At 65.1% G+C, this 14,725-nt stretch carries 12 protein-coding genes; 2 read left to right on the top strand and 10 right to left on the bottom strand.

What is annotated here, in order from left to right; translation table 11 throughout:
- The 3 genes from BH683_RS02895 to BH683_RS02885 all read right to left on the bottom strand — a co-directional run.
- Positions 1-660 (bottom strand): DUF222 domain-containing protein (locus BH683_RS02895; RefSeq protein WP_143695959.1); only part of this gene is annotated, 660 nt, incomplete at its 3' end.
- A gap of 147 nt (positions 661-807) precedes the next feature.
- Entirely contained in the window at positions 808-1,656 is an 849-nt protein-coding gene (locus tag BH683_RS02890; RefSeq protein ID WP_084834771.1) for a phytanoyl-CoA dioxygenase family protein, read from the bottom strand.
- Positions 1,657-1,739: 83 nt separating this feature from the next.
- Positions 1,740-2,543 carry a ketosteroid isomerase family protein gene (locus BH683_RS02885; protein WP_084834770.1) on the bottom strand — a complete coding sequence of 268 codons (804 nt, stop codon included), beginning with the start codon at positions 2,541-2,543 and terminating at the stop codon, positions 1,740-1,742.
- Between the two features lie 111 nt (positions 2,544-2,654).
- On the opposite strand from BH683_RS02885, the gene BH683_RS02880 reads away from it, so the two are divergent.
- Positions 2,655-3,680 (top strand): NAD-dependent epimerase/dehydratase family protein, encoded by a 1,026-nt coding sequence (locus BH683_RS02880; protein WP_084834769.1) that lies wholly within the window; start codon positions 2,655-2,657, stop codon positions 3,678-3,680.
- A 68-nt stretch (positions 3,681-3,748) separates the two neighbouring features.
- On the opposite strand, the gene BH683_RS02875 is transcribed toward BH683_RS02880, so the two are convergent.
- From BH683_RS02875 to purL, 4 genes are all read right to left on the bottom strand, one after another.
- A complete protein-coding gene (locus BH683_RS02875; RefSeq protein ID WP_084834768.1) occupies positions 3,749-4,828 on the bottom strand; it encodes a diacylglycerol kinase in 1,080 nt (359 codons plus the stop codon).
- A gap of 133 nt (positions 4,829-4,961) precedes the next feature.
- Positions 4,962-6,239, bottom strand: a complete 1,278-nt coding sequence (locus tag BH683_RS02870; protein ID WP_084834767.1) for an MFS transporter — start codon at positions 6,237-6,239, stop codon at positions 4,962-4,964.
- Complete coding sequence (locus tag BH683_RS02865) at positions 6,220-6,732, bottom strand: MarR family transcriptional regulator (protein WP_084834766.1); 513 nt, start codon at positions 6,730-6,732, stop codon at positions 6,220-6,222. The genes BH683_RS02870 and BH683_RS02865 overlap by 20 nt, the downstream gene beginning before the upstream one ends.
- Before the next feature lie 125 nt (positions 6,733-6,857).
- Positions 6,858-9,137: a phosphoribosylformylglycinamidine synthase subunit PurL gene (gene purL, locus BH683_RS02860; protein WP_084834765.1), complete on the bottom strand. Its 2,280-nt coding sequence runs from the start codon at positions 9,135-9,137 to the stop codon at positions 6,858-6,860.
- Between the two features lie 133 nt (positions 9,138-9,270).
- On the opposite strand from purL, the gene eccA reads away from it, so the two are divergent.
- Positions 9,271-11,103 carry a type VII secretion AAA-ATPase EccA gene (gene eccA, locus BH683_RS02855; RefSeq protein ID WP_084834764.1) on the top strand — a complete coding sequence of 611 codons (1,833 nt, stop codon included), beginning with the start codon at positions 9,271-9,273 and terminating at the stop codon, positions 11,101-11,103.
- Here eccA and BH683_RS02850 read toward each other — a convergent pair.
- Genes BH683_RS02850 through cysD form a run of 3 tightly spaced genes read right to left on the bottom strand, consistent with a single transcriptional unit; the run spans position 11,087 to position 14,663 of the window.
- Positions 11,087-11,869 (bottom strand): 3'(2'),5'-bisphosphate nucleotidase CysQ, encoded by a 783-nt coding sequence (locus BH683_RS02850; RefSeq protein WP_084834763.1) that lies wholly within the window; start codon positions 11,867-11,869, stop codon positions 11,087-11,089. The two genes, eccA and BH683_RS02850, sit on opposite strands and share 17 nt — an antisense overlap.
- Entirely contained in the window at positions 11,866-13,749 is a 1,884-nt protein-coding gene (gene cysC / locus BH683_RS02845; protein ID WP_084834762.1) for an adenylyl-sulfate kinase, read from the bottom strand. The genes BH683_RS02850 and cysC overlap by 4 nt, the downstream gene beginning before the upstream one ends.
- The gene (gene cysD, locus BH683_RS02840; RefSeq protein ID WP_094647204.1) at positions 13,749-14,663 is read right to left on the bottom strand and encodes a sulfate adenylyltransferase subunit CysD; all 915 of its coding nucleotides are present in this window, start codon (positions 14,661-14,663) and stop codon (positions 13,749-13,751) included. The genes cysC and cysD overlap by 1 nt, the downstream gene beginning before the upstream one ends.
- Between the last annotated feature and the right edge of the window lie 62 nt (positions 14,664-14,725).

The following is a 14,725-nucleotide window of genomic DNA, read 5'->3' as shown; positions in this document are numbered from 1 at the left end:
CGGATCCAGATGGCCCGCCACCTTCGCCATCATGTCCACCGCTTGATCGCCCACGCTGACACCGCGCTTCTTCGCCCGATCAACATCATCAGCCAGCCTGCCGTCGGGATCCAAGTAGTCCACGATCCGCTCGCCGATCGTCTCGACCGCAGCAGGATTGTATCTGCGGCACAGATCAGCCAGCGCCACCTCAGTATTCGCCCGTTGCTCCGGATCGATCTTGTGCGGAATCTTCCCCATCACCTTCACCACCGCACCGACGTGATCGAGATCGATCACACCTTCGGCCAGTAGGGCTGCGGTCTCCGGGAACCGAGGCTCGATCACCTCACCGCTCGGAGTCACCGACGGCGTCAAAGCATCCATCGCCTGCACTCGCGCCTTCGCCGCACCCGGACGCAACCGCGCCACCGACGTCAACACCGCCGCGGGAGAGGAACATCCCACCTTCGAATACGCCCGCCGCACAGCGACTTCCCGCAACACAGGCAACCCCGCCGCCGACAACCGCCGCGACGCGACCTCCAACCGTTCCACCACCCGCACACAATCCACGTCAGACAGAGCAGTCAGATCCAACTCCGACAGGCGTGCGATCGCAGCATCCAACTCCGACACCACACCCACCACCGGCGAATCGATGACAACACCATCAGACATGCAGGCCCCCCAGCCCCAGAAACACACGCGGACAACAATAACCAGAACGGATTCGTCGTCAAAAGAGTTTCTCTACAACCGACAGTACCAGGGTTTCGCACAGCTGGCAAACATATGTTCGAACGCTCTTTGGGGGCGTCGTACGCCCTAACGAGCAGCGTTCTTGATGAATTCCTCAACTCCCGCAGCAGGTTTGGTCCCGCCGAAATAGCCGCCGCGGACATGTCGGCGCAGGGTGTTGTCGTCGGTAGCCCGCGCTGCCGAGTGCCAGAGGTAGGCGTCATGGAAGAGGATGTCGCCACGCTCGGCGTACACGGCGACCTCGCCGCGGATCTTCTCGAAGCCCAGTGGCATCTCGAAGGGCGGCTTCCGCGTGGTGCGTCCGCCGGACGGCCGCGCGGATTCAGGGACTTTGACGCCGTTGGCATTTCGGTAGGGCGCCGGCGTCGACCACAGATGACTTCCGGGCACCACTCGAAGAAAACCGTTGGCCGGACTCGTGCCGTCGACGTGCACGGTGAACGCAGTGCTCGGCCAGACATCCAAGCTGGGACTGGCCTGCCAATCGGAATGCCAGCCGATGCGGGTGTAACCGGACTCTTTACCGGGCCGGGCGTCCTGGTAGACCACCCCGTTCTGTTCATGAGCCCGCAGCCAACAGTCGGGACCGAGAAGCCTCTCCATCAATTGCTCGACCACCAGGTGGGTGATCGCGGCATCGACCGCAGGCGACAGTTCACTGATGAACTCGACGTAGTTCGCGAACTTCTCTGCCTTGGCGGCCTCGTCCAAGAACACAGTCGATCCATAGCGCGCGTCCAGCTCGCCGGCGATCACACTGCGTTGCGCGGCAACACATTCTGATTCGATCGTAGCGACGTCTGAAGCGCTCAGCACCCCACGCAGGGTGGCGTAGCCGTGCATGTCGTAGAACCAGATCAGCCCCTCGAGGTCGTCGGGACCGAAGACACCGGGTTCATGAAGCGGAAGAGTCATGTTCCGACGATAGATTCCCCCGAGAGATGCGGCAGCGCGAGTTCACCTGGTGGTAACGAACTACCGCGCCGGCCGCCGCAGGCCTAGGCGTTGTGGTCGATGAGCACGTCTACTGACTTGATCGGGCCGCGACTGCTGTCGAACCCGAAGAGACCGACGCCCTTCCAGCCGTCGTTCTCCAACCCGACCGCGACCGCGTGTCCCGCTGCCAGATACTTGTGCGCTCGCAGCCCGCGAAGTGCTGCCGCCCAGACCTGCCCACCCGCGTCGTCGCCCGAGATCGTCACTGCGGCCGCCCGATCGAGATATCGCACCGCGCCCGCCGCATCACCCGTCGACACGGCGTCCAGGAAATTGGCCACTGTCGCCTTGGCCGCGCCCCCTACGCGCCGGAATCCCTCGACAAAACCCAACGCGCCACGTGGGCCTTGATTCTTCATCAGCGCCACCGACAACCTGGTCGACACCGGTACCGCGTCGATTCCGCTCTGCAGGAACTGCGCAATCATCCCCGGGAGCTCCCAGTAGGCAGCGAGCCGCTCGATCCGGAGCTGCTCGCCGTCCTCCCGCAGGTCGTAGCGGATGTGCACAGGCACCCGCATCGTCACCTTCGCCGACATCTCGACTTCGAGCTCCACATCGCGGATGACTGTGCGGCCGCACACGACGTCCACGTCGCGATGAAAGGTGATTCTCCGCGGACCGATGAACGTGTCGTAGAACCGCCCGATCTCACGCTGCCCGACGTGTGGCCGCGAACCCACCGGGTCGTTCACGATGCCGTCATCGGTGAACAGACCGACCCACGCTTCCCGATCATGGGCACCAGCCGCCTCCGGCGATCGTTCTACGACTGCAAGCATGTGTTCTCGATCGAACGACTGCATGAGCGCTCCCTTTCGCAAAAGTAGAACGTGTTCTAGTCTAGGCGCAAAGTAGAACGTGTTCTACCCCGTGCCCGGTCTGCCGAGCGGGGCCCCGACTGAAAGTGATTCCAGATGAAAGTAGCTGTAACCGGAGCAGCCGGGTTCGTGGGCCGCAATCTCGTCGATCAATTGGTCGCCCGCGGTGACTCCGTGGTGGCCATCGACCGGCAGCGCCCCTCGACGGCGAGCGCAGCTGCGGTCACCTGGGTGGCGGCCGACATCCTCGACCCGGAGGCGCTGACGTCGGCCTTCGACGGCGTCGATGTGGTGTATCACCTGGTCGCGGTCATCACTTTGCGGCACACAGACGAGAACGCCTGGCGCATCAACACCGAGGGCGTCCGCAACGTCGCCGAGGCCGCGTTGGCTGCGGGAGTCCGGCGAATGGTGCATTGCAGTTCCATCCACTCGTTCGACCAGTACAAATGCGGCGGCACGATCGATGAGTTGTCCGCACGATCGGACAGCACCGACCTTCCCGTCTACGACCGCTCGAAGTGGGCGGGCGAGCAGGAGCTGCAGAAGGTCATCGCGAAGGGCCTCGACGCCGTGATCTGCAACCCGACCGCCGTCTACGGCCCCGTCGACCACGCCCCTTACTCGCGCATCAATGGCATGCTCCGCGATTCTGCGCGGGGACGGGTGCCCGCTCTGATCACCGGCGGCTTCGACCTCGTCGACGTCCGCGACGTCGCGGCGGGACTCATCCTCGCCGCCGAGCACGGCAAGACCGGCGAGAACTACCTGTTGACCGGCGAGATGACCGAGATGGTCGAGGCGTTCCGGATGGTCGCCCGCGAAGCCGGCCGCCGCGGACCCGCTGTCGCGTTTCCGATGCGCTGGGTGCAGGCGATCCTCCCTGTGGCCGAACCACTCTGCAAACTCTTCAAGTCAGATCTCGTCTCGAAGGCTGCGCTCGGCGCACTCGAGGCCCAGCCTGTCGTCGACGGAACGAAAGCCCGTCGCGACCTCGGGTTCGCGCCCCGGCCGACGACCGAAACGATGCGTGACTACGTCGACTTCCTCGTCGATGCCGGCCAGCTGCAGCGTCGCCGGGCGACCTCGGCTCCCCGACCGGCCGTGAAGGCGCTCGTCTGACGTACTCCCCCACCCGAATTTGCACCGCCCACTCGCTACTGCGGGTGGGCGTTGCAAATTCGGGTGGGTCAGTCCTTCGTCACCAACCCCCGACCGGTGATCTGCGGCAGGTCGAGCACCGTCAGCAAACCCGGTTGCGCCTCGACGACGGCCTGCACCGCATTCACCAGACGCATTGCTGTGACCAGCATTCCGGAGTCGTTGTGGTCGCCGTTTTCCCCATGATGGACGAAGTCAACGGTCATCACGGGGTCGCCGGTGATCTCGATGCGGTAGCAGCCGTCGCCGTGACTGGGGATCGGCCACTCGGGCTGGGCATCGGCTTTGGTGCGGGTGACGTGCTCGAGAACGATTCGCGGAGTGCCGTTCACCGTCCCGATGACCTCGAAACGAACAGCGGCCATGGTCCCCTTCGCGATGTGGCACGACGCGATGTCGTAGTCCTCGTCCGCCGGACGGCGGTCGATCTTCTCCACCAGCGGTTCGTCGAGGGTGAGGTCTAGTCCCGCAGCGAGCTGCCGCACGACCGGCCCCCATGCCAGCGAGAGCACGCCGGGCATCCACAGCATGGATTCGGTGTCCATCGGCTTGCCGAAGCCGAACAGTTCGGTCATCGTCATCGGCTGGTAGTACGTCGAATAATCAGCAATCTCGGCGACACGCAGCTCGTCGATCCGCTTCGACAACGACGTCATCGCAAGCGGCAGAACATCGTTGGCGAAACCGGGATCGATTCCGTTGACGTGCAGACTGGCGTTGCCCGCACGGGCGGCGCTGCGGATGCGTTCGTTGAGTTCGTCAGGGAACACGCCATCGGGATACACAAGAGCCACCGGGCCGGACGCGACGACGTTGACCCCGGCTTCGAGGAAGCTGATCAGATCCTCGATGGCCTCCATGATCCGGTCATCGGTCATGGCGCCGTGGACGATGCAGTCCGGCCGCAGCGCCAGCAGCTCTTCTTTGCTGCCACTGGCCTTCAGACCGAGTTCTCGCCCGAGGCCGGCCAGTTCACCGACATCCTTACCGACCTTCTCCGGGTTCGACACCCAGACCCCGACCAACTCGAGCTCCGGTCGGGCGAGCACCCCGGCAATCGAGAGTTTTCCGATGGTTCCGGTCGACCAGACCACTACGCGCAACGACACTTCAGACCTCCAGGAGCGGAAACTAGAACACGTTTCACTCTAGTTCCCGGACCTCCGAAAATGGGTCGTTTTGGCGGAGCCCACCTGGGCTTTCGTTCGCCAGAACGACCCATCATCGGGAGGCCGGGGGCAGCTACAGCTCCTCGGCTCCCACCAGCGCGGCTTCCTCGAGACGACGTTCGGTCTCGGCGGTCGGCTCCGGCTTCGGGGCACCTCCGACCATCGAGATGGCCAGCACTGCGACGGCGCAGTAACCGACGGCGAACCAGTACGGCGCAGCGTTGGAGCCGAACCACTCGGCGAGATGTGCGACGAGGAGTGCCGACACGGCCGCACCCATCCAGCGCAGGAAGTTGTACCCCGCACTCGACACCGAACGCGGGCCGCTGCCGGCTGCCATCGCCATGCCGGTCAACGCGGTGTTCAGCACGCCGGACGGGATACCCGAGACGATGATGGCGGCCATCACGAGCGCCTTGTTGTCGCCGGCGGTACCGATCGCCGCGGCAGCCATCACGACGGCGAATACACCAACGGCAGAGATCACTCCGAGCTTCTCACCGAGCACCTCGACGACCCGGGGCGCCAGGGTGACACCACTGAGGGCGACGCACAGTCCCCATCCGACGAAGACGAGTCCGAGGTAGATGGGTCGCATGTCCAAAACGATGGGCGCCCAGGCAATCACGGTGAAGAAGCCGGCGGTGTAGAACGCCGATCCGACACCGGTGACGAGCAGCTTGCGGTTCTTCAGAGCACGCAGCGGGTCGGTGATCCCCACCCGCGGCCGTTCCGACGACGGACCGTCCTTGGTCAGTTTCGTCGCACACAGGATGGCACCGACGGCCATCAGGATGGCGGTTCCGCCGAACGGCGCCCGCCACGTCCACTCGCCGAGGATTGCGCCGATCAGCGGCCCGACCGCCAGACCGAGGCCGAGAGCGGCCTCGTAGAGCAGGATCGCGCCATGCTGCCCACCGCGGGCCGAACCGATGATGAAGGCGAGAGCGGTGGCCATGAACAGCGCATTGCCCAGTCCCCAGGCGACGCGCAGTGCAATGAGTTCACCGATTCCGTTGGCAGTGGCCGATACTCCGGCCGCGACCACGATGAACACGAGGCCCGCGATCAGGGTTCGCTTCGGTCCGAACCGGTATGAGCAGTACCCGGTGATCAACATTGCGAGCACCTGGACACCCATGTACACCGCGAACAGCAGTGTCACCTTGTCGGCGCCCGCATCGAGTTGCTTGGCGATCTCGGGCAGGATCGGGTCGACGAGACCGATGCCCATGAAAGCGATGACCGCCGCGAATGCTGTGGCCCAGACCGCGACCGGTTGGCCCCGGACCGCATCCAGGAAACCCTGATGCTCGGGAGCATGCTGCGAATCAGCCTGCTGTACCGTCATTTTCACTCCTTTGTGGCAATTCCTCTGGGAAACCGAGGAGGGCGCTCGTCTCATCGACGTCCTCGAGTTGCGTGCGCAACGCGCGCAGGGCGGGCAGTGCCGAGTGCAATGCCTGCAGATGGTCGTCCGTCAGCCCCGACATCGCGCGGGCCAGGACCTCGTTGCGAGCCGATTGCAGCTGCTCGAGTTCGTGTCGCCCAGAGTCGGTGATGCTCACCTGCACGGCCCGACGATCATCGGGATCGGGGTCGCGTCGCACGAGTCCGTGACCGACCAGCACGCCGACCGCCGCGGTGACCGTCGGCATCCGCACGGCTTCCCTGCGGGCCAGTTCACCCATGCGCATCGGACCATGGTCGGCCAGCGTGGCCAACGTAGATCCCTGTGCTGCGGTGTACTCACCGAACGGCGACCGTCTACGGATCGTCAGATACACCCGCGAGAGCGTGGGGCGAATCGCATCGGCGAGTTCCGTCGGATCAATCTCGGACATAGTTAGCAATACTAATACTTAGGACCTCGAAGTATCAACCCGAGCGCCGCCCCCGCACACCAATTTTGGTGGGTTCTGGCGACTAAACCCGCAGGTCGCGGTCGCCAGAACCCACCAAGATCGGGTTAGCCGAAGAGCTTGGGAAGCGTTTCCTCGAAGGACTCACGCAGCTCCGTGAGGGGGATGGTGAACGCGTCTTGGACCTCGACGGAGTCGCTGCCCTGGTCCACGACACCGATCCGGGTCCACGGCATCTGCCGGGCGTCGAGCATGCCGGTGAACCGCACCTCTTCTGACCGCGGTACGGCGACCAGAACGCGGCCGGACGACTCGGAGAACAACCAGACGAACGGGTCGGCGCCCTCGGGTAGGACGATCCGACAGCCGGTCTCCCCCGCCAACGCAGCTTCGACGACGGTCTGCGCCAGCCCACCCTCGGAGAGGTCGTGCGCTGCCGAGACCAGACCGTCGCGCGACGCGGCGGTGAGGATCTCGCCGAGCAGACGCTCGCGTTCGAGGTCGACCGCGGGCGGCGTACCACCGAGGTGATCGTGAACCACCTGCGACCAGATCGACCCGTCGAACTCGTCGCGGGTCTCGCCCAGCAGGATCAGCGTCTCACCGATCTCGGTACCGAACCCGGTCGGGATGCGGCGACGGACGTCGTCGATGACCCCCAGGACACCGACCACCGGGGTCGGCAGGATGGCCGTCGCACCGGTCTGGTTGTAGAAGCTCACGTTGCCGCCGGTGACCGGGATACCGAGTTGTGCGCAGCCATCGGCCAATCCGCGGACCGCCTGCTGGAACTGCCACATCACGGCCGGATCCTCGGGCGACCCGAAGTTGAGGCAGTTGGTGACCGCCTTGGGGCTGGCACCGCTGACGATCACGTTGCGGTAGGCCTCGGCCAGTGCCAGCTGGGCACCGCGGTATGGATCCAGATAGGTGTACCGACCGGACGCGTCGGTGGCCAGGGCGATACCACGTCCCGAGCCCTCATCGATTCGGATCATCCCGGAGTCGGCGTGCTCGGCGAGCACGGTGTTGCCGCGGACGTACCGATCGTACTGCTCGGTGATGAACCGACGGCTGCACAGCGCAGGTGACGAGATCATCTGCAGCAGCGTCTCCCGCAACTCGTCACCGGAGACCGGACGCTTCAGATCCTTGGTGGTCGAAGCGATCAGGTCGTCCTGCCAGTCGGGACGTGCGACGGGTCGCTCGTAAACGGGGCCCTCGTGGGCGACTGTCCGCGGGGGAACGTCGACGACGGTCTCGCCGTGCCAGGTGATCTCGAGATGCTCGCCGGACGTGACCTCACCGATATCGGTGGCCAACACGTCCCACTTGCGGCAGACCTCCATGAACGCCTCGACGTTCTCGGGTGCCACCACCGCGCACATGCGTTCCTGCGACTCGCTCGAGAGCACCTCTGCCGGGGTCATCCCGGTGGCGCGCATCGGGACCTTCTCCAGCTCGATGCGCATGCCGCCGTCCCCGGCTGCTGCCAGTTCCGATGTGGCACAGGACAATCCGGCGCCACCGAGATCCTGGATGCCGATCACGATGCCGGCCTTGTACAGATCCAGGCAGCACTCGATGAGCACCTTCTCGGTGAACGGATCGCCGACCTGGACCGCAGGCAGCTTCTTCGGACGCCCACCACCGGTGTCGTCGAAGGTCTCCGAGGCAAGCACCGAGACGCCACCGATGCCGTCGAGCCCGGTGCGCGCACCGAACAGGATGATCCGGTTACCGGCGCCGGACGCGAACGCCAGATGCAGATCCTCGACCCGCATCACGCCGGCACACAGGGCGTTGACCAAGGGGTTGCCTGCGTACGACTCGTCGAACACGGTTTCGCCGCCGATGTTCGGCAGGCCCAGCGAGTTGCCGTATCCGCCGACTCCGCGAACCACACCGTCGACCACTCGGCGGGTGTCCGGCGCGTCAGCGGCACCGAACCGCAGCTGATCCATGACCGCGATCGGACGGGCGCCCATGGCCATGATGTCGCGGACGATGCCGCCGACACCGGTGGCCGCACCCTGATAAGGCTCGACGTAGGACGGATGATTGTGCGACTCCACCTTGAAGGTGACCGCCCAGCCGTCGCCGATGTCGACGACACCGGCGTTCTCACCGATACCGGCGAGCATCGACGACCGCATCTCGTCGGTGGTGGTCTCGCCGAAGTAGCGCAGATGCACCTTCGACGACTTGTACGAGCAGTGCTCGGACCACATCACCGAATACATCGCCAACTCGGCTGCGGTCGGGCGGCGGCCCAGGATCTCTTTGATCCGCTGATACTCGTCGTCCTTCAGACCCAGCTCACGGAAGGGCTGCGTCTGATCGGGGGTATCGGCGGCGACGGAAACGGTATCTACGTCTGCACTCACGAGAACAGTCTAGGCGGTTCTCGCGGGTGCCGTCGCCGCGGTCGCCAGGCACTCCTGCGGCTCGACCGGGGTAACATCTGCATCGCGCGTCGGGGGCGGCGTGGCGGGGCGAACGATCGGTGGGGGCTCATCCATGAACGACGGGCGATCAGCGCTGGCTTCACGCACGGGCAAGGCGCGTCAACTCTTCGACTTCGCAGTCCTGTCATCGGGCATTCCGGTCGACGGTCAGCAATACCCTCCCGACCGCGACAAGGCGACGCTCGCCTTCACCCGCGCGACCGAATGGGATCCCGCGCTCGCCGACGCCTGGCTGGGCCGGTTGGTGTGCGGAGACAACTCCGCGGCTGTGTTCCTCCAGCTCTACCGCAGCCGGGCGGCTCTCGGGGCAGAGCAGCGCCGACTGGGATTGCCGCCTCGCACACTGTCGGGGCGCTTCTCCACCGGGCTCTACATCGACTACCCGCTGGCCGACCGCACCGAGGCCATTGCCGCATATGCCGCGACCCTCATCGCAGGCGCCGACCATCAGGGCGCCGAAGACGCGCTCGACGAGGCCGCCGCGACCATCTCCGGACGGGTACCGATCGTCGACTACCTCAGGGCCAGTGTGCATTTCAAGACTCAACGGTGGCCGGACGTGCTGACCGCCCTGGGCGACTCCGAACGCTGGACGGACGACTACATGAGTGCCGGGGCCGACCTGATGGCCGGCTCGGCCTGCGTACAGATGGGACTGTTCGGCGAAGGCATCCGCAGGCTGGAGGCGGCGCGGTCCGGCCCCATCCCCGCCGCTGCGACGGCAGCGATGTTCACCCACGGTCTGGCGCTGCGCGAGATGGGGTCGGAGGAGGCGGCGCGCGAGCAGTTCGAGGCTGTGTACTCGCGCGATCCGTCCTTCGCACCGAATACGCAAGCGTTGGCCGACCAGCGGTTCCGGTTGGTGGTCACGACCGCCGAAACCATCGCATCGCGGACCGACAAGTGGGATCCCGCCACCGCGGCCGTAGGGCCGGCCGCAACCGAAGAAGCAGGCGACGGCCTGCTGCTCAGTGCCGCACAAGCCGAACTCGATGAGCAGATCGGCCTCGAATCGGTGAAGTCGCAAGTATCCAAACTCAAGTCGGCCGCCACGTTGGCGAAACTCCGCGCCGAGAAAGGCCTGGCGACGGGCCCTCGCAGTCTGCATCTCGCGTTCACCGGTCCACCGGGCACCGGCAAGACCACGATCGCCAGGATCGTCGCGAAGATCTACTGCGGACTCGGCCTGATCAAGACCGACAACCTCGTGCAGGTCTCGCGCCGAGACCTCGTCGGCGAACATCTCGGTAGCACCGCCATCAAGACCTCCGCGGTCATCGACCGCGCGATGGATGGGGTGTTGTTCATCGACGAGGCCTACACCCTGATCCAGAGCGGACTGTCGGGCGGAGACGCCTTCGGACGCGAGGCCATCGACACCCTGTTGGCCCGCATGGAGGACAACCGGGACCGACTCGTGGTCATCATCGCCGGTTATGACGCCGAAATCGACAGGCTACTCACGGCCAACGAAGGTATGTCATCACGCTTCTCCAAGCGCATCAGGTTCGATTCGTACACCCCGTCGGAACTGGCGAGGATCGCCGAACTACTTGCCCGCAAACGTGATTCGCTGCTCTCCCCCGAGGCGCTGAGTGAACTCGAGTTCGCCTGCGGCCCGCTGTACCACCAGATCCAGGTCGACGCCGGCGGGCACCAACGCCGCGCCATCGACGCTGCGGGCAACGGTCGCTTCGTCCGCAACATCGTGGAAAGCGCCGAAGAGGAGCGCGAACACAGACTCACCAGCGGTGTGGTCGATCTCGCCGCGCTCGACGACGACGCCCTGATGCGCATCGAGGTCGCGGACATCCAGGCCGCGCTCGCCTCGGTGCTGTCGGGTTTGCAGCCATCGCAACCGCTCGTCCTCAACCCCCGCGGGTGACTTCGAGGATGGTTTCGGCGAGCTCGGGCCTGCAGATCACGAGGTCGGGCAGATAGACGTCGCGCTGGTTGTATTCGAGCGCCAGCCCGTCGGTCCTACTGCACCACAAGCCCTGCGACTTCGCGACCGCAACCGGCGCGGCCGAATCCCACTCGTACTGACCACCGGCATGCACGTACGCGTCGGCCTCGCCGCGAACAACCGCCATTGCCTTCGCTCCGGCCGACCCCATCGCCAGCACGTCGCCGCCGATGGCCTCGGCCACCGCCTCGGAGAATGCCGGAGGCCTCGACCCGCTGACCACCACTCGCGGCCGGTCGCCCCGCGGCTGCGCGGCCAAGCCGTCCGCCGGTGCGATCGGGGCGCCGTCGTCGATGTACGTCACCGCCAGCGCCGGCAGCGCCACCGCACCGGCGGTCAGCCCACCGGACGTGCCGCCTGGTTCGCGTTCCCACAACGCCACGTGGACGGCCCAGTCGGTGTGACCTTCGATTCCGTATTCTTTCGTGCCGTCGACGGGGTCGATGATCCAGACGCGGTCGGCATCAAGGCGAACCAGGTCGTCCGCCGACTCCTCTGAGAGCACCGCATCGTCGGGCCGCAGCCGCGCGAGTTCGGCGAGCAGGAACTCGTTGGACTGCAGATCACCGGCGTTGCCGAGCTCCCTGCCGGTCAGGGACGTGTCGGCCCGCAGCGTCAGCAGGAGTTCGCCCGCGGCGGTGGCCAGACGTCCGGCCAGCTCCGCATCCTCAGATGTCACAGTCACACACCCAGGTTACGGCGGATCGACTCGGCGACGTCCACCGGCGCACCGTCACCGGGCGTGATGACCACATCCGCGCCGGTGGGCCGTTCGTACGGCGAGCTGATCCCCGTGAAATGGGCGACCTCACCGCGCCTGGCCTTGGCGTACAGCCCCTTCGGATCACGTTCCTCGCACACCTCGAGCGGAGTGTCGACGAAGATCTCGAAGAACGGGATCCCACGTTCGGCGTGTATTCCTTTGGCGCGCTGCCGTTCTGCCGCGAAAGGACTGATCAGTGAAACGATCGCCACCGACCCCGAATCGGCGAACAGCGCTGCCACCTCCGCAGTCCGGCGGATGTTTTCCCGACGGTCGTCGTCGTTGAATCCGAGATCCGAATTGAGCCCGTGGCGCAGGTTGTCGCCGTCCATCAGGTACGCGGGCCTGCCCTCGGCGACCATCGACCGTTCCAATTCGACTGCGATGGAGGATTTGCCCGAGCCGGACAGCCCGGTCAGCCAGATCGTGGCGCCCTGGTGCGCCCGCTGTTCCCTGGTCACCGACGAGCTGTGCCAGACCACGTGCGAGTCCTTGCTCACCGGCCCGTTGATCATCCCGGCGCCCACCGTCTTGTTGGTGGCCTCGTCCATGAGGATGAAACTACCGGTGTCACGGTGCTGACGATAGGAGTCGAACATCATCGGTTGCTGCGTCCGCAGGGTCACTCGGCCGATTTCGTTGAGCCGCAGCTCCTGTGGTCCTTCTTCCCGATGGAGTGAGTTCACGTCCAGGCGATAGGTGAGGTCGCCGATGACAGCCTTGGACTCGCGGGTGGAACTCTGGATGGTGTACCGGCTTCCGGGCGTCAGTTCGGTGTCCTCGGAGAACCAGCAGACCATCGCGTCGATGTCGCGGCCGACGTACGGCCGGTTGTTGGGACGGGCCAGCATCTCGCCGCGCGTGATGTCGATCTCGTCGGTCAGCGACAACGACACGGCCATCGAGGCGAAGGCCTCCGTGACCTTCGCACCTCCCGGACCCCAGATCTCCGCAACGGTGGTGGTGAAGCCACTCGGGAGGACCACCACCTCGTCGCCGGGTTTGAAGGTCCCACTGGCGATGGTCCCGGCGTAGCTACGGTGGTCGGAGCCGTCGCTGACCTGTGGACGGATCACGTACTGCACCGGCATGCGGGCGTCGATGAAGTTGCGGTCCGACGATATGTGCACGTCCTCGAGGTGGCCGAGCAACGAAGTACCCTGATACCAAGGCATTTTCGTCGAAGCATCGACCACATTGTCGCCGAGCAGCGCCGAGACGGGGATGAAACTGAGGTCGGAGACGTTGAGCTTGCTGGCGAAGGCGCTGAACTCTTCGCGGATCTCGATGAACCGTTCCTCCGACCAGTCGACGAGGTCCATCTTGTTCACACACAACACCAGATGCGCGATCCCGAGCAGCGACGAGAGAAAGGCGTGTCGCCGGGTCTGCTCGAGCACGCCCTTGCGGGCGTCGATCAGGATCAGCGCCACGTCTGCCGTGGACGCACCGGTCACCATGTTGCGGGTGTACTGCACATGTCCCGGGGTGTCGGCGATGATGAATTTCCGCCTGGGAGTGGCGAAATAGCGGTACGCGACGTCGATGGTGATGCCCTGTTCGCGCTCGGCCCGCAAACCGTCTGTGAGCAGCGCGAGGTTGGCGTATTCGTCACCACGTTCGGCGCTGGTGCGTTCGATCGATTCCATCTGATCGGTGAATATGCTCTTGGAGTCGTACAGCAACCGGCCGATCAGGGTCGACTTGCCGTCGTCAACGCTACCGGCGGTGGCCAGTCGCAGCAGCGCTTTTCGATCGCGCCCGAGCTTGTCGCCGGCGAGGACCTCTTGTTCAACAGTCATCAGAAGTAACCCTCTTTCTTACGATCTTCCATGCCGGATTCGGAGATTCGGTCGTCTGCCCGAGTGGCACCGCGTTCGGTGAGGCGCGTCGCGGCGACCTCGTCGATCACCTCGTGCACGGTGGCAGCGTCGCTGAGCACACAGCCGGTGCACGTTGCGTCGCCGACGGTGCGGAATCGGACCTGCTCGGTGTGAACCGTCTCCCCGGGTGCGAGCTCGACGAATTGTGTTTTCGCAAGCAACATTCCGTCTCGCGGAACCACCTCGCGCCGGTGTGAGTAGTAGATGCTCGGAAGTTCGATCTCTTCGGCCGCGATGTACTGCCAGATGTCGAGCTCGGTCCAGTTGCTGAGCGGGAAGACGCGGATGTGCTCACCTTTGTGGTGCCGGCCGTTGTAGAGGTTCCACAGCTCGGGTCGTTGCGCCCGGGGATCCCAGGCACCGAACTCATCACGGAAGCTGAAGACCCGTTCCTTGGCCCTCGCCTTCTCTTCGTCGCGCCGGGCGCCGCCGAACACCGCGTCGAAGCCGTTGTCACGGATCCCGCGCAGCAGTGCGGTGGTCTGCAATCGATTGCGGCTCGCACCCGGCCCGGTCTGTTCCACCACCCTGCCGGCGTCGATGTCGTCCTGCACACTCGAAACAAGAAGGCGCACACCGGTTTGCTCGACGACACGGTCGCGGTAATCGATGACCTCGTCGAAATTGTGGCCCGTGTCGACGTGCATCAGCGGAAACGGCACTGGCGCCGGCCAGAACGCCTTACGCGCCACGTGGAACATCACCACGGAGTCCTTACCGCCGGAGAACAGCAGTACCGGACGCCGGGCTGTCGCCGCGACCTCCCGAAAGATGTACACCGACTCCGCTTCGAGCGCGGCCAGGTGCGAGAGTTCGTACCCCGTTTTCAACACCGTCAACAATCCTTCCCCGGCCGAGTCGACACTTGACCTGTCGAATATTCGACACTATGGTT

This window comes from Williamsia sp. 1138 (assembly GCF_002095435.2).
Taxonomy (GTDB): domain Bacteria; phylum Actinomycetota; class Actinomycetes; order Mycobacteriales; family Mycobacteriaceae; genus Williamsia.
The sequence above is the reverse complement of the archived record's forward strand: the minus strand, read 5'-3'. Positions and strand labels throughout refer to the sequence as shown.

What these genes read in the sequence shown, in the direction of transcription:
- BH683_RS02880 (WP_084834769.1), top strand. Translation starts at nt 2,655, where the DNA reads ATGAAAGTAGCTGTAACCGGAGCAGCCGGGTTCGTGGGCCGCAATCTC.
- BH683_RS02890 (WP_084834771.1), bottom strand. Translation starts at nt 1,656, where the DNA reads ATGACTCTTCCGCTTCATGAACCCGGTGTCTTCGGTCCCGACGACCTC.
- BH683_RS02870 (WP_084834767.1), bottom strand. Translation starts at nt 6,239, where the DNA reads ATGACGGTACAGCAGGCTGATTCGCAGCATGCTCCCGAGCATCAGGGT.
- BH683_RS02865 (WP_084834766.1), bottom strand. Translation starts at nt 6,732, where the DNA reads ATGTCCGAGATTGATCCGACGGAACTCGCCGATGCGATTCGCCCCACG.
- cysC (WP_084834762.1), bottom strand. Translation starts at nt 13,749, where the DNA reads ATGACTGTTGAACAAGAGGTCCTCGCCGGCGACAAGCTCGGGCGCGAT.
- eccA (WP_084834764.1), top strand. Translation starts at nt 9,271, where the DNA reads ATGAACGACGGGCGATCAGCGCTGGCTTCACGCACGGGCAAGGCGCGT.
- BH683_RS02885 (WP_084834770.1), bottom strand. Translation starts at nt 2,543, where the DNA reads ATGCAGTCGTTCGATCGAGAACACATGCTTGCAGTCGTAGAACGATCG.